19 protein-coding genes and 1 tRNA gene are annotated in these 22,760 nt (G+C 72.2%); 15 read left to right on the plus strand and 5 right to left on the minus strand.

All coding sequences use genetic code 11. The features are described 5' to 3' along the window. Window positions 1–43: 43 nt before the first annotated feature. The gene (locus ACFPCY_RS11875; RefSeq protein WP_378254283.1) at window positions 44–1,225 is read right to left on the minus strand and encodes an MFS transporter; all 1,182 of its coding nucleotides are present in this window, start codon (window positions 1,223–1,225) and stop codon (window positions 44–46) included. An 84-nt stretch (window positions 1,226–1,309) separates the two neighbouring features. On the opposite strand from ACFPCY_RS11875, the gene ACFPCY_RS11880 reads away from it, so the two are divergent. After that, complete coding sequence (locus ACFPCY_RS11880) at window positions 1,310–1,729, plus strand: MarR family winged helix-turn-helix transcriptional regulator (RefSeq protein WP_378254285.1); 420 nt, start codon at window positions 1,310–1,312, stop codon at window positions 1,727–1,729. 15 nt (window positions 1,730–1,744) lie between these two features. On the opposite strand, the gene ACFPCY_RS11885 is transcribed toward ACFPCY_RS11880, so the two are convergent. Further along, complete coding sequence (locus ACFPCY_RS11885; protein ID WP_378254286.1) at window positions 1,745–2,524, minus strand: helix-turn-helix domain-containing protein; 780 nt, start codon at window positions 2,522–2,524, stop codon at window positions 1,745–1,747. Window positions 2,525–2,602: 78 nt separating this feature from the next. After that, a tRNA-Leu gene (locus tag ACFPCY_RS11890) sits at window positions 2,603–2,675 on the minus strand. Between the two features lie 116 nt (window positions 2,676–2,791). On the opposite strand from ACFPCY_RS11890, the gene ACFPCY_RS11895 reads away from it, so the two are divergent. The 6 genes from ACFPCY_RS11895 (at window position 2,792) to ACFPCY_RS11920 (ending at window position 8,956) form a co-directional block, all read left to right on the plus strand. Next, window positions 2,792–3,379: an ANTAR domain-containing response regulator gene (locus tag ACFPCY_RS11895; protein ID WP_378254288.1), complete on the plus strand. Its 588-nt coding sequence runs from the start codon at window positions 2,792–2,794 to the stop codon at window positions 3,377–3,379. A 538-nt stretch (window positions 3,380–3,917) separates the two neighbouring features. After that, window positions 3,918–5,090, plus strand: a complete 1,173-nt coding sequence (locus ACFPCY_RS11900; protein ID WP_378254290.1) for a branched-chain amino acid ABC transporter substrate-binding protein — start codon at window positions 3,918–3,920, stop codon at window positions 5,088–5,090. 105 nt (window positions 5,091–5,195) lie between these two features. Beyond that, window positions 5,196–6,164: a branched-chain amino acid ABC transporter permease gene (locus tag ACFPCY_RS11905; protein ID WP_465251220.1), complete on the plus strand. Its 969-nt coding sequence runs from the start codon at window positions 5,196–5,198 to the stop codon at window positions 6,162–6,164. Next, window positions 6,161–7,300, plus strand: coding sequence for a branched-chain amino acid ABC transporter permease (locus tag ACFPCY_RS11910; protein ID WP_378254292.1), 1,140 nt, complete (start codon window positions 6,161–6,163; stop codon window positions 7,298–7,300). The genes ACFPCY_RS11905 and ACFPCY_RS11910 overlap by 4 nt, the downstream gene beginning before the upstream one ends. A 71-nt stretch (window positions 7,301–7,371) precedes the next feature. After that, entirely contained in the window at window positions 7,372–8,112 is a 741-nt protein-coding gene (locus tag ACFPCY_RS11915; protein WP_378255132.1) for an ABC transporter ATP-binding protein, read from the plus strand. Further along, a complete protein-coding gene (locus ACFPCY_RS11920) occupies window positions 8,102–8,956 on the plus strand; it encodes an ABC transporter ATP-binding protein (RefSeq protein WP_378254294.1) in 855 nt (284 codons plus the stop codon). Before ACFPCY_RS11915 ends, ACFPCY_RS11920 begins: the two co-directional genes overlap by 11 nt. A gap of 163 nt (window positions 8,957–9,119) precedes the next feature. Here ACFPCY_RS11920 and ACFPCY_RS11925 read toward each other — a convergent pair whose 3' ends face one another. Further along, window positions 9,120–9,662 carry a DUF4352 domain-containing protein gene (locus ACFPCY_RS11925; protein WP_378254296.1) on the minus strand — a complete coding sequence of 181 codons (543 nt, stop codon included), beginning with the start codon at window positions 9,660–9,662 and terminating at the stop codon, window positions 9,120–9,122. 445 nt (window positions 9,663–10,107) lie between these two features. Continuing rightward, a complete protein-coding gene (locus ACFPCY_RS11930) occupies window positions 10,108–10,545 on the minus strand; it encodes a PaaI family thioesterase (RefSeq protein ID WP_378254298.1) in 438 nt (145 codons plus the stop codon). Between the two features lie 44 nt (window positions 10,546–10,589). Here ACFPCY_RS11930 and polA point away from each other — a divergent pair, with 44 nt between their 5' ends. The 8 genes from polA to ACFPCY_RS11970 all read left to right on the plus strand — a co-directional run bounded on the left by polA (window position 10,590) and on the right by ACFPCY_RS11970 (window position 22,677). Continuing rightward, window positions 10,590–13,286, plus strand: a complete 2,697-nt coding sequence (gene polA, locus ACFPCY_RS11935; protein ID WP_378254300.1) for a DNA polymerase I — start codon at window positions 10,590–10,592, stop codon at window positions 13,284–13,286. A 172-nt stretch (window positions 13,287–13,458) separates the two neighbouring features. Next, window positions 13,459–14,595: a polysaccharide deacetylase family protein gene (locus tag ACFPCY_RS11940; protein ID WP_378254302.1), complete on the plus strand. Its 1,137-nt coding sequence runs from the start codon at window positions 13,459–13,461 to the stop codon at window positions 14,593–14,595. 383 nt (window positions 14,596–14,978) lie between these two features. After that, on the plus strand, window positions 14,979–16,454 hold the full coding sequence (gene rpsA, locus ACFPCY_RS11945) for a 30S ribosomal protein S1 (RefSeq protein ID WP_378254304.1): 1,476 nt from the start codon (window positions 14,979–14,981) through the stop codon (window positions 16,452–16,454). Between the two features lie 482 nt (window positions 16,455–16,936). Continuing rightward, window positions 16,937–18,907 carry an endonuclease/exonuclease/phosphatase family protein gene (locus ACFPCY_RS11950; RefSeq protein ID WP_378254305.1) on the plus strand — a complete coding sequence of 657 codons (1,971 nt, stop codon included), beginning with the start codon at window positions 16,937–16,939 and terminating at the stop codon, window positions 18,905–18,907. Between the two features lie 84 nt (window positions 18,908–18,991). Next, entirely contained in the window at window positions 18,992–19,501 is a 510-nt protein-coding gene (locus ACFPCY_RS11955) for a GNAT family N-acetyltransferase (RefSeq protein WP_378254307.1), read from the plus strand. Between the two features lie 371 nt (window positions 19,502–19,872). Then, window positions 19,873–20,475 (plus strand): dephospho-CoA kinase, encoded by a 603-nt coding sequence (gene coaE, locus ACFPCY_RS11960; RefSeq protein WP_378254310.1) that lies wholly within the window; start codon window positions 19,873–19,875, stop codon window positions 20,473–20,475. 215 nt (window positions 20,476–20,690) lie between these two features. After that, entirely contained in the window at window positions 20,691–21,452 is a 762-nt protein-coding gene (locus tag ACFPCY_RS11965) for an integrase (RefSeq protein ID WP_378254312.1), read from the plus strand. A gap of 64 nt (window positions 21,453–21,516) precedes the next feature. Then, a complete protein-coding gene (locus tag ACFPCY_RS11970) occupies window positions 21,517–22,677 on the plus strand; it encodes a sensor histidine kinase (protein WP_378254314.1) in 1,161 nt (386 codons plus the stop codon). The last annotated feature ends 83 nt before the right edge of the window (window positions 22,678–22,760 follow it).

Genomic DNA, 22,760 nt, shown 5'->3' on the forward strand with positions numbered 1-22,760 from the left:
GGGGACGAACGCGCCACATATCCCTCGTCCGCAGGACGACGGCTCAGACCTCCTCGGCGACCGCGTCCCGCTCCGCCGCCGGCGCGCGCCCGGCCGGACGGCGATCCCGGAGCAGCACCACCACCGCCAGCACCAGCCCGGCCGCCGTCAGCACCGCACCCGCCGGATACAGCGCCCGAGGCCCGTCCCCGGCGTCGATCACCCCGCCGCCCAGCCAGCCCGCGAACGCCGCCGCCACCTGGAAACCCGACGCGTTCACCGCCACCGCCAGCGTCGGAGCCGTCCGCGCCGCCGTCACCACCCGCGTCTGCATCCCCGGAATCACCGCGAACGCCAGCAGACCGAGCACGAAGACCAGCACCGGAGCCGACACCCGGTGCGCACCGACCGTCCAGCCCAACGCCAGCACGGCCGTCAACGCCCCCAGCAGGCCCACCACCGACGGCAGCAACGCCCGATCCGCCAGCCATCCGCCCGCGAAGTTCCCCAGCACCGCGCCCGCCCCGTACACCAGCAGCAGCACCGGCACCGCACCAGCCGGGAACCCCGCCACCTCCGTGACCAGCGGCGCGATGAAGCTGAACACCATCACCACCCCGACATTGCCCAGCACCGTCAACGCGATCGCCGCCAGCACCCCCCGGTCCGCGAACACCCGCAACCCCGCCGAGCCCGCGCCCGGAGCGGCCCGCCCCGGAACCGACCGCACCGCCAGCGGCAACGCCACCGCCACCAGCACCGCGACCATCCCGAACGACGCACGCCACCCCACCGCGTGCCCCACCAGCGTCCCGAGCGGCGTCCCCAGCACCATCCCGAGATTCATCCCGACCGTCAGCCGCGCCACCGCCGACGCCTGCCCGCCCTCCGGCGCCGTCTCCACCGCCGTCGTCACCGCCACCGCGAAGAACGTCGCGACCACCAGGCCCGCCGCGAACCGCCCCGCCAGCAGCGACCCGTAGTCCGGCGCGACCGCCGACCACGCGTTCGCCGCCACCGCCACCCCGACGAGGCCCGCCACCAGCGCCCGCCGCGACCACCGCGCCGTCAGGACGGTCACCACCGGCCCGCCGACGATCATCCCCGCCGCGTACGCCGTCACCAGCAGCCCCGCCGCCGGAACCGGCACCCCCAGACTCCCCGCCACGTCCGGCAGGATCCCCGCCACCACGAACTCGCCCGTCGTCAACCCGAAGACCACGAGCATCAAGGACCAGAGCAGCACGAAGCGCCACCGCCCAACTAATTATGACTCGAATGATTCGAGTCCTAATTATCACGACTCGAACGACACCGCTAGACTCCTCCCATGCGCCAGCCCGCCGCCGACACCCAGCTCGACCGCGACATCTGCAAACTCGCCCACCGCTTCATCCAGCGCCTCGACGCCCACGTCCGCCGCGCCGCCGACGACCTCGACCTCACCCCCACCCAGGTCATCGCCCTCCGCGAGCTCACCGAGCCCATCACCGCCCGCGAACTCGCCCACCGCATGGTCTGCGAACCCCCCAACGCCACCTTCGTCATCGACCGCCTCGAAGAGCAGCACCTCCTCGAACGCCGCCCCCACCCCACCGACCGCCGCGCCAAGCAGATCGTCCTCACCCCGGCCGGCGAACGGCGCCGCGCCGAAGTCCTCGACCGCCTCGCGGCCCACACCCCCCTGACCGCCCTCACCGCCGACGAGCAGAACGCCCTCCGAGCCCTCCTCCAGAACCTCGTCGACTGACCCGCCCCACGACCGTCAGTACTTGGGCCCCACGAACTCGTCCAGCCGCGCCACCGCCTCGGCCCGGGCAACCGAGATCGTCACCTTGTTCATCTGCCGCCACGCGATCCCGAGGTGATCGAGCGCTCGGGTGAAGAGGTCTCGAATGTCATCGGAGACGTTCGTGAAGTTGTATCGGGGGTACTCGTACCAGCGGTCGCCGGACGGCGACGGACGGCGGACATGATTGAGGAAGCGCGTCCCGTCCGAGTGGAGAAGTCCGCGGATGAACGCCGGGGCGTGGTCGTGTACGAGCCGTTGCTGCCAGTCCGCGAGTTCGATGCGGCGGCTGTGCTTCTTGCCCTCGCCGAGCTGAGGGAACAAGCAGGCCCAGTGCTTGGAGTAGCAGTTGATCTCCACGCAGCCCTGCTTGGGGACGATCCGTACCTTGTTGGCGGGCCGGACCGCCCGCATGGCGGCCGTACACTCCGCGATCAGCCCCGGCCATGCGTCGGCGCAGATGATCCGCAGTGACCAGACGCGCTTCTTCCTGTCACCGACCCGGCTGATGCACCCGTCCCCCAGGTAGAGGCCGAGAAGGTACGTGTACGCGGTCGGATCTTCACGTTCCGTCGGAGGAATGGAGCAGCGTGGGCACTCGGCTTTCGGAGCTGCGGGCGCAATGCCTGCGCAGCGCCGGAAGTGCCATTCTCGGAAGGCCGAGCGCGAGGCTCCCGACCGTCGGCTGGCCTCACTCACCGTGAGGCCCTGGTCGAGCAAGGCGAGCGCCCGTTCTCGCGTCCTGGTGTCATACATGCCGCGAGTGTCACACGGGGCTACGACGAAAACGCCGCCCGTGACCGGGCGGCGCCTTCATTGCTATTTGTCTATTTGTGCCCCGAGTGGGATTCGAACCCACACTTGATGTGGTTTGAGCACATTTCCTCTGCCATTGGGATATCGGGGCTTATAGTGGACATCTGGTGCTATGTCCGATTCGGTGTCCTAAGGAGAGGGGTCACGGGGACCAGGGTAGCGGACGCCGGTAGGCTCGTGCGCGTGACGGAGAGCGCTCGGCGAGTTGTGATCGCAGAAGATGAGGCCCTGATCCGGCTGGACCTCAAGGAGATGCTTCAGGAGGACGGCTACGAGGTCGTCGGCGAGGCGGGGGACGGTGAGGCCGCGGTGCGGCTCGCCGTCGAGCTGAAGCCCGACCTGGTGATCCTCGACGTCAAGATGCCGGTACTGGACGGGATCAGCGCGGCCGAGCGGATCTCGGCGGAGCGCGTCGCGCCCGTGGTGATGCTGACCGCGTTCTCGCAGGCCGAGCTGGTGCAGCGGGCGACCGAGGCCGGGGCGATGGCGTACCTGGTCAAGCCGTTCACCAAGTCGGACCTGCGGCCCGCGATCGAGGTCGCGGTGAGCCGGTACACCGAGCTGCGCGCGCTGGAGGCCGAGGTCGCCGGGCTGGCGGACCGGCTGGAGACCCGCAAGGTGGTGGACCGGGCGAAGGGGCTGCTGCAGGCGGCGCACGGCTGGACGGAGCCGGAGGCGTTCCGGTGGATCCAGAAGACGTCGATGGACCGGCGTCTCACCATGCGCGCGGTGGCGGAGGCGGTCATCGCCGGTGCCGGGTCGGCCGGCGCGGAGGACGAGTCCGCCGCGGGCTGACCGGGACGAGTCCGCCGCGGGCTGACCGGGACGAGTCCGCCGCGGGCTGACCGGGACGAGTCCGCCGCGGGCTGACCGCGGAGTCGCGCCCGTCTGCGCCCGTTCCGGTCGTCTGCGCCCGTGCGCGCGCATGGGGCCGGTGGGCCGCGTGGCCCGGGGGCCGGTGGGGCGGCGTGGACAGGACGGGCGGGGTCTGAGGACCATCGGAGTGAGCCCTTGGGACGGTTCGAGCGGGCGCGCGAGGACGGTCGGCGCGGTGTTCCGCCGGGGGTTGCGACACGTGTCGTTCCATCGCGCCGGTGCGTGGTCGACCCGATCACTGAGCGTGATTCGCGCTGTATATCGGGCCGGTTCGGAGGGCACGGGGGAGTAACGAACGAGTAACCCTTCTGTCCGGGGGGAGTGTTTCGTCGCCACTGCTCGGTGTACGACATACCTGGTCCCCGAGTGACCGATATCTCCTCCCAGGATGTCGGACGCGTCGGGGCATGACTCGTACCCGATCCCTCCCCGGATCCGGATGGAAAGGTTGGGCACCTTGCGGCGCAACATGATGAGGGTCACCGGTGCTGTGGCGGTGAGCGCGGTGCTGGCGCTCGGTGCCGGCGCGTGCAGCGACAACAAGAAGTCGGGCGGTGGCGACGAGGTCACGATCGGGTTCATGGGTGACCTGACCGGTGAGAACTCGGGTCTGGTGATCCCGCCCAAGCAGGGCGCGCAGCTCGCGATCGAGCAGTACAACGCGACGAACCCGAAGGTCAAGATCAAGTTCAAGACCTACGACTCGCAGGGCAAGCCGGAGCAGGCGACGACCCTGGCGCAGGGCGCGATCAAGAACGACAAGATCGTGGGCCTGATCGGCCCGGCGTTCTCGGGCGAGTCGCAGTCGGTGAACCCGATCCTGAACGAGGCGAAGATCCCGTCGATCACGCCGTCCGCGACGAACGTGACGCTGGCGGGCAAGGGCTGGAGCTTCTGGCACCGGGTGGTCGCGAACGACAACGTGCAGAGCGCGGGCGCGGGCACGTTCATCGCGGACACGCTGAAGGCCAAGAAGGTCTTCACGGTGGACGACAACCAGGACTACGGCAAGGGCCTGGCGGGCGGCATCAAGACCGCGGTGGCGGCCAAGGGCGCGCAGGTCCAGAGCGACTCGGTGGACGACAAGGCCACCGACTACTCGTCCACGGTGAACAAGATCAACCAGTTCAAGCCGGACGCGGTGTACTTCGGCGGCTACTACTCGGTGGCGGGGCGGCTGTTCAAGCAGCTGCGCGAGTCCGGGTTCAAGGGCAAGCTGATGTCGGGTGACGGTTCGGTGGCGGCGGGCCTGATCGAGGCCGAGGGCCAGCAGAACGCGCAGGGGACGTTCCTGTCCTGCGGGTGCCTGATCGACCCCGAGGGCAAGTCGAACGCGACCGCGAAGAAGTTCGCGACGGACTACAAGGCGAAGTTCGGTTCGGACGTCGCGATCTACTCGACCGAGGGCTTCGACGCCGCGACGGCGTTCATCAACGCCGTCAGGAACGGCAAGACCACGGCCGAGGACATCAACTCGTACCTGAAGTCCGAGTCCTTCGCGGGCGTCGGCAAGGAGATCAAGTTCGACGACAAGGGCGAGCTGGCGGCGCACGACATCTTCGTCTACGAGGTGTCGGGCAACAAGATCGGCCTGCTGGGCAAGGCCGGCGAGGCCAAGCCCACGAGCTGAGGCTTCCGCCTCTCCGGCTCCGGCCTCTCGTAGGAGGGGCGCCTTGACGGTGCGGGGGCGGGAGCGCCACAAGCGCTCCCGCCCCTTTTGACAAGGGCGACTCAGGTGCACTTCTCAGACTTCATTCATCAATTCTGGCCGTCGACGATCGACGGCCTGTCACTCGGCGCGGTGTACGCGCTGGTGGCGCTCGGGTACACGATGGTGTACGGCGTCCTGCGGCTGATCAACTTCGCGCACGCCGACATCTTCATGGTGGGCACGTTCGCGGCGATGTGGACGGTCAAGACCATGGGGGTGTCGAACCTCGGCGGGATCGCCCTGGTGGGCGCGATCCTGCTGTCGGCGGTCGTCGCGGGGGCGGTGTCGGGCGGCGGCGCGGTCGTGCTGGAGCTGCTGGCGTACCGTCCGCTGCGCAAGCGGGGGGCGTCGCGGCTGGCGGCGCTGATCTCGGCGATCGGCGCGTCGATCGTGATCGAGCAGCTGTTCGCGACGATCGTGATCCCGCAGGTGTTCGACCTCCCCAAGGAGAAGGGCAAGCTCCCGCAGGCGTACCACTTCGTGCACCGGACGGATCTGATCGACTTCGGTCCGATCAAGATCAGTAACGACCGCGTCATCATCTTCGTCGGGGCGATCCTGATCATGGTGGCCCTGGACCAGTTCGTGAACCGGACGATGCTGGGCCGAGGGATCCGCGCGACCGCGCAGGACCCGGAGGCCGCGGTGCTGATGGGCGTGAACATCGACCGCGTGGTGACGGCGACGTTCCTCGTCGGCGGCGTGATGGCGGGCGCCGCGGCGGCGCTGTACTACGCCCGGTTCGAGGAGGCGTGGTACTTCGCGGGCTTCCTGCTCGGCATCAAGGCGTTCACGGCGGCGGTGCTGGGCGGTATCGGCAACATCCGGGGGGCGCTGGTCGGCGGTATCGCGCTGGGCGTGTTCGAGTCGTACGGTTCGAGCCTGTTCGGGTCGCAGTGGAAGGACGTCGTGGCGTTCTCGGTGCTGATCCTGGTCCTGATGTTCCGTCCCACCGGCATCCTCGGTGAGTCCCTCCAGCAGGCGCGCGCATGAGCGGGCGGAGTGGGACGAAGGGCGCGGGTTTCTCGCTGGACCCGCTGCGGGACCGCTGGGCGGTCGCTCCGGGCTGGGCCCGGTGGACGGTGTACCTGCTGCTGATCGCGGGCGCGCTGCTGCTGCCGAGCCAGGCGATCGGGTCGTTCATGGCGCCGTCGGACACCGACTGGCCGACGATGCTGAGCGACGAGATCGGCATCTACGTGCTGCTGGCGATCGGGCTGAACGTCGTGGTCGGCATGGCCGGCCTGCTGGACCTCGGGTACGTGGCGTTCTACGCGGTGGGCGGCTACACGATCGCGATCTTCGCGACGAAGTACCACTGGAGCTTCTGGGAGACGCTGCTGCTCGCGATCCTGTTCGCGGCGCTGGCGGGCGTGCTGCTGGGCGCTCCGACGCTGCGGCTGCGCGGCGACTACCTGGCGATCGTGACGCTGGGGTTCGGCGAGATCGTCCGCAAGACGGCGCAGAACATGAACTACGTGAACGGCCCGCGCGGCATCCAGGGGATCCCGCACCCGCCGTCGCTGAGCGAGTGGACGATCCCGGGCCTGGAGGTGCAGCCGTTCAAGTACGGGCTGCTGGACTCGCGGCCGTACTACTACCTGCTGGTGTTCTTCATCATCGTCGCGATCATCTTCGTGAAGCGGCTGGAGCGCTCGCGGGTGGGCCGGGCGTGGGCGGCGATCCGGGAGGACGAGGACGCGGCGGAGCTGATGGGCGTGCCGACGTTCAAGTTCAAGCTGGCGGCGTTCGCGATCGGCGCGGCGATCGGCGGCTCGGGCGGCGTCGTGTTCGCGGCGAAGCAGACGTCGATCAACCCGGACAACTTCCAGTTCATGGTGTCGGCGCTGATCCTGGCGGCGGTCGTGCTGGGCGGCTCGGGGAACATCCCGGGCGTGGTGCTGGGCGCGTTCGTGCTGTCGTGGCTGCCGGAGCGGTTCCGGGAGCTGAACGACTACCGCATGCTGATCTTCGGTGTCGCGCTGGTGGCGATGATGATCTTCCGTCCGGAGGGGCTGTGGCCGTCCCGGCAGCGGAAGGCGGAGTTCGCCGAGGGATCGGGCGGCATGGGCACGATGGGGGCCGAGGTTCCCGGTCCGGGCACGGCCGCCGCGGAGGTGACCAAGTGACGGCGTCGAAGCCGGCGGGCGGCGCGCCCGCGGACGAGGGCGGGCCCGTCCTCGAACTGCGCAAGGTCGTGATGCGGTTCGGCGGCGTGGTCGCGATCAACGAGCTGGACCTGACCGTCCGCGCGGGGGAGATCTTCGCGCTGATCGGGCCGAACGGCGCGGGCAAGACCACGGTGTTCAACGTGACGACCGGGGTGTACCGCCCGACCGAGGGCCAGGTCGTGTTCGACGGCAGGCGCATCGACGGGCGCAAGCGGTACGCCGTGACGAAGCTCGGCGTGGCGCGGACGTTCCAGAACGTGCGGCTGTTCCACAACATGTCGGCGCTGGAGAACGTGATGGTGGGCGCGGACGCGCACCACCGGACGGGTCTGGCGGGCGCCTCCCTGGGCCTGCCGTGGCACCGGCGCGAGGAGCGGGACGGCCGGGCGAAGGCCGCCGAGCTGCTGGAGTTCGTCGGGGTGGCGCACCGCCGCGAGGAGGCGGCGAAGAACCTGCCGTACGGCGACCAGCGGCGGCTGGAGATCGCGCGGGCGCTCGCCACCGATCCGAAGCTGCTGCTGCTGGACGAGCCGGCCGCCGGCATGAACCCGGCGGAGAAGGTCGAGCTGCAGGGGCTGATCCGCAAGATCCGCGACTCGGGCGTGACCGTGCTGCTGATCGAGCACGACATGAGCCTGGTGATGGGGATCAGCGACCGGATCGCGGTGGTGGACTTCGGGCAGAAGATCGCCGAGGGGCTGCCGGCCGAGATCCAGAACGACCAGCGGGTCATCGAGGCGTACCTGGGGGCTCCGGCCGATGCTTCTTGAGATCAACGACATCCACGTCCACTACGGGAAGATCGCCGCGCTGAAGGGGATCTCCGCCGAGGTCGACGAGGGCGAGATCGTCACGCTGATCGGGGCCAACGGCGCCGGGAAGACGACCACGCTGAAGACGATCTCGGGGCTGCGCCCGCTGAGCGCCGGGTCGATCCGGTTCGCGGGCGAGGACATCAGCAAGATGCCGGGGCACAAGCGGGTGCTCGCGGGCATCGGGCAGTCGCCGGAGGGCCGGGGCGTGTTCCCCGGCATGACGGTGGAGGAGAACCTGCTGATGGGCGCCTACGCCCGGCGCGGGGACTTCTCCAAGGAGCTGGCCGAGGTCTACGAGCTGTTCCCGCGGCTCGCCGAGCGCAAGTCGCAGGCGGGCGGGACGATGTCCGGCGGCGAGCAGCAGATGCTCGCGATCGGCCGCGCGCTGATGGCGAACCCGAAGGTGCTGCTGCTGGACGAGCCGTCCATGGGGCTCGCGCCGAAGCTGGTGCAGCAGATCTTCTCGATCATCGTGGAGATCAACCGGCGCGGCACGACGGTGCTGCTGGTCGAGCAGAACGCCAGCCAGGCGCTCCAGATCGCGCACCGCGCGTACGTGCTGGAGACCGGCCGGGTCGTGAAGACGGCCCCGGCCGCGGACCTGCTGGACGACCCGCAGGTGCGGGCCGCCTACCTGGGCGGCGGCGCGGAAGCGCAGGTCGGCGAGCCCGTCGAGGCCGCGCCGTCAGAGGCCGGTTCGTCTGAGGCCGCGTCGCCGGATGCCGCGTCGTCGGAGGGCCCGCGTGACGGGGCCTCGGACGCCGCGCGGGACGCGGACGGTACTCCGCCGTCGTCCTGACCTCGCACGGTCGCCTGACCTCGCACGGACGCGCCTGACCTCGGACGGTCGCGTTCGACCTCGCACGGTCGCGCCTGACCTCGGACGGTCGCGTTCGACCTCGCACGGTCGCCTGAACGGCCGCCGTCGCCCTCCGCGGGCGGCGGCGGCCGTTGCCGTCCCGTCAGGGGAGGGGGATGTCGGCGGGCGGCGGGTCGGTGACCATGCCGACGGCGGGGGAGCCGACCAGCCGGACGGACTTGATCTTCGCGCCCTTGGGGACGTCGAACCACAGGTCGAACTCGGCGCGCATGCTCGCGCCGACCGACAGCCGTTCGGGCTGCCGCTTGACCATGGTGCCGTTGACGTCCGCGCCGAGCTGCCGTCCGTCGGCGAGGACGAGCCGCTGGGCCCAGGTGTCGAAGACCTGGATGTCGCGCCCGGTGTTCACGCACAGCAGCCGGATCCGGGCGAACCGCCCCTTGGGGTCCATCTCGGCGTGCGTGCCCATGATCGAGGTGATGCCGTCGGTGTAGGCGACGACGGTGAACTGCATGTCGCTGCTGTGTCCGGTCCGGTTCTTCTCCGCCCGCTCGCCCTCGCGGAGTTTCTCGGCGGGCAGCGTGTAGCCGCGGTCCCGGTGCTCCGAGCAGCCCTGGAGCGAGCCCAGCAGGACGGCGGCGGACACGGCGGACGCGGCGGTCGTGAGCGGTCTCACCCGGCGCATGCCCCGAAAGTAGGCGGACGGCCCGTCCGCGGGAAGACGTGATCGGTTTCGCAACCGAATCGCAACCGGTGAACGCCGGTCGGAGGTGTCGCCCGCGCCGCGGGAACCCGGCGATCAAGGCGTCGGGAGGCCGCGGACGTGCGGAAACGCGTCGGGAAAGTCGTTGGCCCGAGGCCACCTTTGGGGCCGCACCGCGTCCTTCCGGACGCGTGCGTTGTCTACTCGGTGGCCTCGGGCCTTCCGATCCACGTTACCGACCCGCCCGCGCCCGCCGCAAAGGAAGCGGCCCACACGTTGGATCTTTCTGCGGCCACGTTCGATCTTTCTCCCGCCCCCGCAGGCCACGCGCCGGACACAGCAACACAAACGCCACACCCCGGACGGCCCGGGACCGGGATCGGATCCGCCGGGGGGTGACGGGGTCAGGTGCGCGGAACGTCGGGGGTCAGGCGCTCGGGGCGTCGCGGAGCATGCAGGTCAGGCGGGCGGTGCAGACGCGGCGGTCGCGGTCGTCGCTGACCACGATGTCGTAGGTGGCGAGCGTGTTGCCGCCGTGCACGCGGGTCGCCACGCCCGTCACGTGGCCGGACGTCGCGGACCGGTGGTGGGTCGCGTTGATCTCGATCCCGACCGCGATCCGGCCCCGTCCGGCGTGCAGCGCGGCGCCGACCGAGCCGAGCGACTCGGCCAGCACGCAGGACGCGCCGCCGTGCAGCAGCCCGTACGGCTGGGTGTTGCCCGCCACCGGCATCCGGCCGACCACGCGCTCCGGAGAGGCCTCCAGATACTCGATCCCCATGGACGTGGCGAGATCGCCGGTCAGGTCCAGGCCCGCGAAGTCCGTGCCGAGCCCGTCGGCGAGAATCCGCTGCTCCTCCGTCACAGAGCCTCCCTCAAACTGTCGTACGCGCAGACTAGAGTCCTGGTGTGGCGACCCAAGCATCGACCCCTGACAAGCACGACCGGCTCCTGCTGCTCGACGGGCACTCCCTGGCCTACCGGGCGTTCTTCGCGTTGCCGGTGGAGAACTTCAACACCACCGACGGGCAGCCCACCAACGCGGTGTACGGCTTCACCTCGATGCTGATCAACGTGCTGCGCGACGAGCAGCCGACGCGCATCGCGGTGGCGTTCGACCGGTCGGAGCCGACCTTCCGGCACGAGCAGTACGTCGAGTACAAGGCCGGGCGGGCCAAGACGCCGGACGAGTTCCGCTCCCAGGTCTCGCTGATCTTCGAGGTGCTGGACGCGCTGCGCATCCCGCGGATCTCGGTGCCCGGCTTCGAGGCCGACGACATCATCGCCACGCTGTCCACGCAGGCGTCCGCGCAGGGCATGGAGACCCTGGTCGTGACCGGCGACCGGGACGCCTTCCAGCTGGTGGACGAGCACGTCACCGTCCTGTACCCGATCCGCGGCGTGTCCGAGCTCGCCCGGATGGACCCGGCCGCCGTCGAGGCCAAGTACGGCGTCCCGCCCGAGCGGTACCGCGAGCTGGCCGCGCTGGTCGGCGAGTCCAGCGACAACCTGCCCGGCGTCCCCGGCGTGGGGCCGAAGACCGCGGCCAAGTGGCTCGCCAAGTACGGCGACCTCGACACGCTCGTCGCGCGGGTGGACGAGATCAAGGGCAAGGCCGGCGACAACCTGCGCGAGCACCTCGCCGACGTGCTGCGCAACCAGCAGATCAACAAGCTCGACTGCGACGTGGCCCTCGACCGCGGCCCGGGCGACCTCGCCATGGGCCAGTGGGACCGCGAGGAGATCCACACCCTGTTCGACTCGCTCCAGTTCCGCGTGCTGCGCGAGCGGCTGTACTCGTCGCTGTCGGCCGCCGAGCCGGAGGCCGAGGAGGGCTTCGACGTCGAGGTCGACGCGCTGGAGCCGGGCGCGCTGGCGACGTGGCTGGAGGCCAACGCCCCCGCCGGGGAGCGCGTCGGCCTCGCCGTCACCGGCACCTGGGGGCGCGGCACGGGCGAGATCACGGCGCTGGCGGTCGCGTCCACCAGGGGCCCGGCGGTCCACCTCGACCCCGCCGAGCTGATCGAGGACGACGAGCGCGCCCTCGCCGCCTGGCTCGCCGACCCGTCCCGGCCGAAGGCGGTGCACGACGTCAAAGGCCCGACGCTGGCGCTCGCCGCGCGCGGCCTCACCCTCGACGGCGTCACCACCGACACGGCCCTGGCCGCCTACCTGGCGCTGCCCGGGCAGCGCACCTTCGACCTGGCCGACCTCGTCCTGCGCTACCTCCAGCGGGAGCTGACCAACGAGTCGGAGGACTCCGGCCAGCTCACCCTGGACGGCTCCGGCGAGGAGGAGGCCGCGCAGGAGCTGGCGGTCCGGGCGCGCGCGGTCGCCGAGCTCGCCGACGTCCTGGACGCCGACCTCGACAAGCGCGGCGCGACCCGGCTGCTGCGCGAGGTCGAGCTGCCGCTGACCCGCGTCCTCGCCGACATGGAGCGCGCGGGCATCGCCGTGGACGCCGACCACCTGGCGTCCCTGTCGGCGTCGCTCGGCGGGCAGGTCAAGGAGATGGAGCAGCTCGCGCACGACGCGGTCGGGCACGAGTTCAACCTCGGCTCGCCCAAGCAGGTGCAGCAGGTGCTGTTCGAGGAGCTCGGCCTCCCCAAGACCAAGCGCACCAAGACCGGCTACACCACCGACTCCGAGGCCCTGACGAGCCTGCTCGCCAAGGACGGGCACCCGGTCCTGGAGCACATCCTGCGCTGGCGCGAGGTCGCCAAGCTCAAGTCGATCGTCGACTCGCTCATCCCGATGGCCGACGACGCGGGCCGCATCCACACCACCTTCAACCAGATGGTCGCGGCGACCGGGCGGCTCTCGTCCACCGACCCGAACCTGCAGAACATCCCGATCCGCACCGCCGAGGGGCGGCAGATCCGCGAGGCGTTCGTCGTCGGCGACGGCTACGAGTCGCTGCTCACCGCCGACTACAGCCAGATCGAGCTGCGGATCATGGCGCACCTGTCGGGGGACGAGGCGCTGCTGGAGGCGTTCAACTCCGGCGCCGACTTCCACACGATCACCGCGTCCCGCGTGTTCGGCCTGCCGCCCGAGCAGATCGACTCCGAGCTGCGCGCCCGCATCAAGGCGATGAACTACGGGCTCGCCTACGGCCTGTCGGCGTACGGCCTGTCGGGCCAGCTGCGCATCCCCGTGGACGAGGCGCGCCACCTGATGGACGAGTACTTCGAGCAGTTCGGCGGCGTCCGCGACTACCTCGCGAACGTCGTCGACCAGGCCCGCCGCGACGGCTACACCGAGACCATCCTCGGCCGCCGCCGCTACCTGCCCGACCTGAACTCCGACAACCGGCAGCGCCGCGAGATGGCCGAGCGCATGGCGCTGAACGCGCCGATCCAGGGCTCGGCCGCCGACATCATCAAGGTCGCGAGCCTGAACGTCGACCGGGCCCTGCGCGAGGGCGGCCTGCGGTCCCGCATGCTGCTCCAGGTCCACGACGAGCTCGTCATCGAGGTCGCGCCCGGCGAGCTCGACGGACTGAAGACCCTCGTCGCCGAGCAGATGGCGGGCGCCTACGACCTGCGCGCGCCGCTGTCGGTGTCCATGGGCACCGGCCGCACCTGGCAGGACGCCGCGCACTGATCGTCCGGAGCCGCGCGCGGCCCCGCCGTCCTTGGGGACGGCGGGGCCGTTTCTTTTGTGTTCCTTTGACGTTTCGTGGCCCGGGCGGGAGGCGGACGCGGGCTTAAGGTAGATCACTCGGATAGGTCATGCTTGTCCGTGCCCGCGTAGGTTTCGACCCGACGGGAGGCTCGTGCCCCTCCTCCACAAGATCGCCGCAATCGTGGTCGTCTGTGCGCTCGTGCTCGGCCTGGCGTTCCAGGACCACCGGCCGCGCCACGGCCACCGCGCCGCCGCCACCGGAGCGCAGGGGAAGAGCGCGGACGGCGCGCGGCCGTCGAGCCCGCCCCCGTCCCCCGCGACGCCGCCGGCGACGACGCCGGGCACGACCCCCACCGGCACGCCGTCCACCACCCCGGCGGGCGGCGCGGTCGCCCCGGCTGCCCCCGCCGCCGTCCAGGCGAAGGCGAACGAGCTCGGGCAGATCCCGGTGTTCATGTACCACCGGATCATGAAGCACCCGGAGGCGTCGCTCGACCGCTCGACCAAGGAGCTCTACACCGAGCTGACACGGCTGGCGAACGGCGGCTACTACCCGATCACCGCGGCCGAGTTCGCGTCCGGACGGCTCGACGTGCCGATCGGCAGGCACCCGGTCGTGCTGACCTTCGACGACAGCACGCCCGGCCAGTTCTCGCTGGACGCCCAGGGCAACCCGGCCTCGGACACGGCCGTCGCGATCATCGAGCAGGTCGCCCGCGAGCACCCCGGTTTCCGGCCGGTCGCGACGTTCTACTGCAACGCCGACCTGTTCGGGCTCGGCGCGCGCGCAGCCGACGGGCTCCGCTGGCTCGTGCAGAACGGGTTCGAGGTCGCCAACCACACGGTCACCCACCCGGACCTGCGGACGCTGAGCAGGACCGGCGTCCAGAAGGAGATCGCCGGGATGGAGGACAAGCTGTTCGCCCTCACCGGGCGGCACACGACGACGTTCGCCTACCCGTTCGGCTCGATCCCGCACAACCGGACGTGGGCGCAGCGCATGGACGGCAAGTACTCCTTCCAGGCCGTGTTCCTCGCCGGATGGAAGCCGTCCGAGTCGCCGTTCGACAAAGTGTTCGACCGCTGGGCCGTCACCCGCATCCGCTCCGAGGGCAAGATCAAGGAGAACGACTGCCGGACGTTCTGCTCGACCGCCTGGCTGGACTGGCTGGACGCCCACCCGCAGGAGCGCTACACCTCCGACGGCGACCCGGGAACCGTCACGTTTCCCAAGACGTTCGAGAAAAGACTGGCCAAGCAGTTCCGGCCCTACGCGCGCGAGTACTGACGACCCGCCGCCGGGGGCGCGAAGCCCTGCCGGGCAGGGGATGCGGCCCCGTCCGGCAGGTCCCCCGGCCCGTCCGGACGGGTCGTTCCGGACGGCCCCCGCCGCCCGGAAAGGGCGGTTTGTCCGTCCGGTGAGCAGGTGAAGGCCGCGGTCGCGATTGACCGGAGAGAGCTGGTCCCATATCCTGATCGCTGCGCTGTGGGCTTGCGCGGCTTCGGACGGAGCAAGCTCGCGCTCGGTCAGGTCGTCGGCATCGGTTCGGTCCCGACGCGGGTTTTCTCCGGGGAACCGGCGTCTCCTCCGGTCCTCGGCAGGGCGGAAAAGAGCCCTCCGCGCATGCTTGAAGACACCTCTCAATGTCCGTATCCGGAGCCAGCCGACACATGACGAGCAGCACCGAGGCCACCTCGACCACCCCGCAGGTAGCGGTCAACGACATCGGGTCCGAGGAAGCCTTCCTCGCCGCGATCGACGAGACCATCAAGTACTTCAACGACGGCGACATCGTCGAAGGCACCGTTGTCAAGGTCGATCGAGACGAGGTCCTCCTCGACATCGGCTACAAGACCGAAGGTGTCATCCCGTCCCGTGAGCTCTCCATCAAGCACGACGTCGACCCCAACGAGGTCGTCGCCGTCGGAGACCACGTCGAGGCCCTCGTCCTCCAGAAGGAGGACAAGGAGGGCCGCCTGATCCTGTCCAAGAAGCGCGCTCAGTACGAGCGGGCCTGGGGCACGATCGAGAAGATCAAGGACGAGGACGGCATCGTCACCGGAACGGTCATCGAGGTCGTCAAGGGCGGCCTCATCCTCGACATCGGGCTGCGCGGCTTCCTGCCCGCGTCGCTGGTCGAGATGCGCCGCGTCCGTGACCTCCAGCCGTACGTGGGCCGCGAGCTCGAAGCCAAGATCATCGAGCTGGACAAGAACCGCAACAACGTGGTCCTGTCCCGCCGCGCCTGGCTCGAGCAGACCCAGTCCGAGGTCCGCCAGACCTTCCTCAACACGCTCCAGAAGGGCCAGGTCCGCAAGGGCGTGGTCTCGTCCATCGTCAACTTCGGCGCCTTCGTCGACCTCGGCGGCGTGGACGGCCTGGTGCACGTGTCCGAGCTCTCCTGGAAGCACATCGACCACCCCTCCGAGGTCGTCGAGGTCGGCCAGGAGGTCACGGTCGAGGTCCTGGACGTCGACATGGAGCGCGAGCGCGTCTCCCTGTCGCTCAAGGCGACCCAGGAAGACCCGTGGCAGCAGTTCGCCCGCACCCACCAGATCGGCCAGGTCGTGCCGGGCCGCGTCACCAAGCTGGTGCCGTTCGGCGCGTTCGTCCGGGTCGAGGAGGGCATCGAGGGCCTGGTCCACATCTCCGAGCTGGCCGAGCGCCACGTGGAGATCCCCGAGCAGGTCGTCCAGGTCGGCGACGAGATCTTCGTGAAGATCATCGACATCGACCTCGACCGGCGCCGCATCAGCCTGTCGCTCAAGCAGGCCAACGAGGGCGCCGCGGCCATGGAGGAAGAGGACTTCGACCCCACCCTCTACGGCATGCCCGCCGAGTACGACGAGCAGGGCAACTACAAGTACCCCGAGGGCTTCGACGCCGAGACCGGCGAGTGGCTCGAGGGCTACGACGCCCAGCGCGAGACCTGGGAGCGGCAGTACGCCGAGGCCCGGGCCCGGTTCGACGCGCACCGCAAGCAGATCGAGGAGGCCCGCAAGGCCGAGGCCGAGGCGGAGGGCGCCCCGGCGCCGTCCGGCGAGACCTCCTACAGCGGCGGCGCCGAGACCGAGACGACCGGCGGCGCGCTCGCGACCGACGAGGCCCTCGCGGCCCTGCGCGAGAAGCTGTCCGGCGGCCAGTGACCCACTGACCGCCAGGGGCTCCCGAAGCCCCCGGTGACCGCCTGACCGCGGCCGGAACATCCACCGGATGTTCCGGCCGCGGCTTTTTCACGTCCCCCGGCCCCACCCGCACGGGCTGCCCACCCCTTCGCGCTCGCGACGTCTGCCGCGCCGCGGTCGCGGCGCTTGCCGCGCTCGTCGGGGCTGGCGCGCTCGCCGAGTCGCGCTCACCCGCCGCGCGGGAGGGCTGCTCGGCGCGGGCGGGGTGGCTCTTCGTCCCGGAGGTGGGGAGGCGCCTCACCGGGACGGAATGTCGGTTATGGTGCTGTGCGGCGGCGGCCGGGGCGTCGCGTCGCGAGGGACGCGGGTGTCTGGGACACTGGTCGTCTCCGGGAGGGGGCGGCGGCGCCGCCCGCGCGGGAGCCCGCGCCGCCGGCCGCGCGGACCGCGCGGCCCTCCCGCCCGCCCGTCCACCCAGCTCGTCCCCGGGAGCATCTGTTCCATTGGCCAGCACAGACGCCTCGACCAACGCAGGCACCACCCCAGGACGCCGTGCCGGAGGCTCCGCGCGCGGGCCGTCCATGGTTCCGCAGGGCCCGGCGCGGCTCGCGCTGATCGGCGTCACCACCGCCGTCCTCGCGCAGACCCTGCGGTTCGCGCTGCCCCAGCTCGACCACTTCGCCGACGACGCGGGCACCGGCGTGGCCGCTCCCGTCGTGCTCGCGGTGTTCCTCGCCGGCTTCCTCGCGCCGCTCGTGCGGCGGGTCGCCGGGCCGAGCGGGCTGCTCGCGGTCGGCGTCGGCGCGCTGCTGATCGTCCGGCTGCTCGCCCAGGCGATCACGCCGCAGACCTGGCTGGCGCTGGTCGGCGTTGCGGTCGGCGCGCTCGCCGTCACCGCCCTGTACGAGGGCGCGCGCGGGCTGTCCGGCGTCGGGTTCGCCACCGCGGCCGTCGCGGGCCTGTCGGTGGACACCGCCGTCCGCGTCGCGTTCGCCACGTGGGACCCGGTCTGGCGGTCCGGAATCGGGCCGTGGCTGGTGTGCCTGGTGTTCGTCGCGCTCGGCGCGCTCGCGCTCTACCGCGAGCTGGCGTCCGGCGCGGTCGAGGCGCCCGGCGTGTCCTGGCGGGACGCCCTGGGCGCGGCGGCGTTCGGGCCGTTCATGGCGCTCCAGGTGCTGGTGCTGTCCAGCCCCGCGTTCGTCGCGTCGTCCGGCTGGCGGTCGCTGACCACCGCGCACGTGATCGTCGTGGTCGGGCAGGGGCTGGCGCTGGCGTTCCTGGCGTCCGGGCTGGCCGTGCGCGCGGTGCCGGGCGGCGTCGCCGTCCTCGGCGGGACGGTCCTCGGCGTCGGCGCGGCCGCGATCGCCGGCACCTACGCCGTCGCCGGGATCGAGGTCGTGCCCGTGGTGATCGTCGGTCAGGTGCTCGCCGCGTGGCTGCTGGCCGTCGCGTCCCGGGCCCCGCTGCGCCGCGCCGGACGCGGCGGCGCGGTCTGGCGGATCGACGTCGGCGCCGCCCTCGGCGGCCTGCTGGTCGGCGTCATCCTCATCTCCTACCAGGTCAGCGCGCTGCAGCCGCTGCCGTTCCCGAACAACGCGCTGCCCGGCGCCGCCGGGGTCCTGCTCGGCGCGCTCGCCGCGATCACCGCCGCGCGCGGCGGCCCGCTGCCCGCGCGCGCCCCGCAGCGCGCCCTGAGCGCCGGGGCGGCGGCGCTCGTCCTGCTGCTCGGCACGCTGGTGTTCAGCCTGGCCGCGCCGTCCCGGGACGCGAAGGCCGCGCCCGCCGGCGGCCAGGTCCGCGTGGTCAGCTACAACATCCACGACGCCGTCGACCGGCACGGACGCCTCGACCCCGAGGCCGTCGCGCGGACGCTGGAGGCCCGCCGCGCCGACGTGATCCTGCTCCAGGAGGCCGGGCGCGGCTCGCTGCTGTCCGGCACGACCGACGTGGGCGTGTGGCTGTCCCGGCGGCTCGGCATGAAGCTGCTCTGGGGTCCCGCCGCGGACGGCCAGTTCGGCAACGCCATCCTGACCTCGCTGCCGGTCGAGCGGTCCGGCATCGGCCGGATGCCGCGCGGCGACTGGTCGCAGATCCGCGGGTACGTGTGGGCGAAGCTGAGGGTCGGGTCGTCCAGCCTGGACGTGTGGTCCACGCACCTGGAGAACGGCGACGACCAGGGCTCCGAGCGGCTCCGCGAGGTGTCGGCGCTGCTGCGCGCCTGGGGCGGCGGGCCGCGCACGGTCGTCGGCGGCGACTTCAACGCCGGACCCGGCTCGGACGAGATCGAGCGGATCACCGACGGCACCGGGCTGCGCAGCGCCGCGGTCGGCGGGGACGGCTCGCCGACGACGTCCGACGGCGACCGGCACGACTGGATCTTCGGCACCGACGACCTGGCCTTCTCCGGCTACCAGGTCGCCCCGGCCGGGTCCGGCCACTACCCGGTCACCGTCACCGTCCGGGTGGGCGGCTGACCGGCCCGGACGCGGGTCCGGTCCGGCCCGGCCGCCGCGGCCGGACGCTGGGTCCGGGGCGGTCCGCGCCGTTAGGGTTCCCTCATGAGCACTGAGGAGGTCCGGATCGGCCGGGCCGCGCCCGAGGACGCGGGGGAGATCCTGACCGTCCAGCGGGCCGCGTACGTCAGCGAGGCGCAGCTGTACGGGGACCCGTTCATCCCGCCGCTGGTCGAGTCGCTGGAGCAGGTGCACCGGGCGCTGACCGGCGACGCGGTGGTGCTCAAGGCGGTGCGCGGCGACCGGATCGTCGGCGTCGTCCGGGCCCAGTTCAGCGAGCGCACCTGCCTGGTCGGGCGGCTCGCCGTCGCCCCGGACCAGCAGGGCGCGGGCGTCGGCCGCGGCCTGATGGACGCCCTGGAGGAGGAGGTCGCCGGACGCGCCACCGCCTGCGTCCTGTTCACCGGCCACCTCAGCGAGGACAACCTGCGCCTCTACCGCAGCCTCGGCTACAGCGAGACGCACCGCGAACGCGTCGCCGCCCACCTCACCTTCGTCCACATGCGCAAGCACCTGGAACCCGCCGCCCGCCGCCCCGCCCCCGACCGCGCCTGACCCGCCCGCTGTCCCGCCCCCGACCGCGCCTGACCCGCCCGCCCAGCGCCGCCCTCGGACCGCGCCCATGCCCGGCCGGGCGAGTGCGCCGCCCAGCGCCGCCCCGCGGACCGCGCTTGAGCCGTCCGTGCGACGCCCCGCCGTCGCACGCGCTATCCGGGCCGCCGCTCCGTGGCTGACCGGTAGCCGGGGCTTCGCCGCCGACGGGCGCGGGCGAGTGCGCCGCCCGGCGTTGGTCCGCGCCCGATCGCGTCTGAGCCCGGCCGGGTCGGGGCGCCGCCTCGCCGGCGCCCGCTCCGGCGCCGCCCGCGTCCGGCGTGGGGCGGGGGCGTGCCTGTCCGGGGCGGGGGCGGGCCGGTAGGCTCGGCGGCGTGCTGAAAGTGGGACTCACCGGCGGGATCGGTGCGGGCAAGAGCGAGGTGTCGCGGCGGCTCGCCGCGCGCGGCGCCGTGGTGATCGACGCGGACCGGCTCGCCCGGGAGGTCGTCGAGCCCGGCACCCCCGGCCTGGACGCCGTGGTCGCCGAGTTCGGCGACGGGATCCTCACCCCGGACGGCGCCATGGACCGGGAGCGGGTGGGCAGGATCGTGTTCGCCGACCCGGACCGGCTGGCGGCGCTGAACGCGATCGTCCATCCGCTGGTGGGGGAGCGGATGAAGGCGCTCATGGACGCGGCCCCGGACGAGGCGATCGTGGTCTACGACGTCCCGCTGCTCACCGAGAACGAGCTCGCCGGGATGTACGACGTGGTGATCGTCGTGGACGCGCCGGTGGAGACCCAGCTCGACCGCCTCACCTCCCGGCGCGGCATGGCCGAGGAGGACGCGCGGGCCCGGATCGCCGCCCAGGCGACCCGCGAGGAGCGCCTCGCGATCGCCGACCACGTGATCGACAACTCCGCGTCGCTGGACGAGCTGGACGCCCGGGTCGGCGAGATCTGGGCCGACCTCGCCCGCCGCGCCGCCGCCGCCTGACCGCCGACCGCCAGCCGCCGCCGACCACCGACCGCCAGCCACCGACCACCGGACGCGGACCGCCGACCGCCGACCGCGGGCCGCAGGCCGCCGACCGCGAGCCGCCGACTGCCAGCTGCCGACCGCCGGCCACCGACCGCCAGCCGTCGGCCAGCGGCCACCGGGCCGCGGGTCGGCGACCCACCGGCCGCCGACCCTCCCGGAGGACGTACGCCATGCAGGTCGTCTGGGCGACCGATCAGGGCAGCCCCCAGCGCCGCAACGAGGATTTCGTGGCCGCCGCGCCGGGCGCGGTCGTCGTGCTCGACGGGTGCGGGCTGCCGCTCGGCGCCGACCTGGGCTGCGTCCACGGCACGGCGTGGTACGCCCGGTCCCTCGGCACCCGGCTGCTCGCCCGGATGCTGGACGGCCTGGGTGGCGCCCCGCAGGCGGGTCCGCCGGTCGGGCCGCCCGAAGGGGTGCACCGGCGGGGGAACCGCCCGCTGGTGGCTCGGCTGGCCGGCGCGATCTCCGACGTGGCGGCATCGCACCGGGCGACGTGCGATCTGGGGCATCCGAACACGCCCGCCGCGACCGTGCTGGCCGTCCGGGTGCGCGGCGACCTGCTCGACTACCTGGTGCTGGCCGACTCGACCCTGCTGCTGGACGGCCCGCGCGGCGTCCGGGAGATCACCGGCGGCGTCGCGTACGCGGCGGCGGACCCGTCGGTCGCCGAGTACGCGATCACCGGGACCGTCCCGCTGGCCGACCTGCGGGGCGTCCTGCTCCTGACGGACGGCGCGACCCGCCTCGCGGACCTGTTCCGCGAGACCGACTGGGCCGGGCTGGTCCGCCTCGTCCGGCAGGACGGCCCGGAGGCGCTCATCGCGCGCACGCGCGCGGTCGAACGGACCGATCCGCACGCCGTCCGGTGGCCGCGGAGCAAGCCGTCCGACGATGCGACGGTGGCATTCGTGGGTTTACGGGGTGATATGTAACTCCCCGGGGGAGATCGCGGCGACCCGCGGATCTTCGTCGCCGCTCCGCTATAGGCTCGGCGCCATGGACCTGCGGGGGTGGTGGACGACGTCGTGGCCGACGCGCCGGTCCCGTCTCCTCGACGTCTCGCTGGCGGCCGGCGCCGCCGTCGGCGACGGCGCGATCATGCTGGCCGCGACGTCGTCGCGGTTCTGGCTGCCGGGCTACGCGGTCGCCGGGGGCTCGATGGTGATCGCCCTCGGCCTGGTCCTGCGCCGCCGCTACCCCGTCCACCTCGCCCTGCTCGCCCTGGTCGTCGGGACGGCCGTCGGCGGCGGGCCGATCGCCGGCGGGATCATGCTGTACTCGCTGGGCGCCTACGCCGCGTCCCGCTGGACGGCCATCGCGATCGCCGCGACCAGCTACGTGCTGTTCCTGGTCGTCCCCTCGCCGAACGGCGACAGCGGCTCGTTCGCCGCGAGCGCCACGTTCGGGCTGCTCTTCACCTCCTTCCCGGTCATCCTCGGCATGTACATGGGGGCGCGGAAGCAGCTGCTCGCCTCCCTCCAGGAGCGCGCCGCCCGGCTGGAGCGCGAGCAGCACCTCCTCGCCGAGCGCGCCCGCGCCGAGGAGCGCACGCGGATCGCCCGCGAGATGCACGACGTCGTCGCCAACCGGGTCAGCGTCATGGTCGTCCACGCGGGGGCGCTGAAGGCGGTCGCCGCCCGCGACCCGGACCGGGCCGTCCAGACCGCGACCGTGATCGGCGACATGGGCCGCCAGGCGCTGGAGGAGCTGCGGCAGGTGATCGGCGTCCTGCGGCAGGGCGAGGACGAGCTGGCCACCCGCGCGCCCACCCTGGACGACGTGCGCGACCTGGTCGGCCAGTCCGGCGCGGCCGGGCTGGTCGTGGACCTGGTGGTCCTCGGCGAGGAGCGGCCGATGCCGTCGGCGATCTCCCGGACCGTGTACCGGATCGTCCAGGAGGCCCTGACGAACGTGCACAAGCACGCCGGCGGCGCGTCCACGCGGGTGGACGTGCGGCTCCCCCCGGACGCCGTGGAGGTCTCGGTCGTCAACCGGGCCGCCCCCGAGGGCGCCGCCGAGCACGGCCTCCCGAGCGGCGGGAACGGCCTGGTCGGCCTGCGCGAGCGGGTCGTCGCGCTCGGTGGCCACTTCGAGGCCGGGCCCGCCCGGGACGGCGGCTTCGCGGTCCGCGCCAGGCTCCCCGTACCGACGACCTGACCTGCGGAAATAAGCCGGGGCGGGAGATTGTCCTACCCCGTGCATAGAGTGGGTCGACCGGGTGGGAACCGCGCCCGGCGGCC

Origin of the sequence: Actinomadura gamaensis, assembly GCF_042652125.1 — a bacterium.
GTDB lineage: Bacteria > Actinomycetota > Actinomycetes > Streptosporangiales > Streptosporangiaceae > Spirillospora > Spirillospora gamaensis.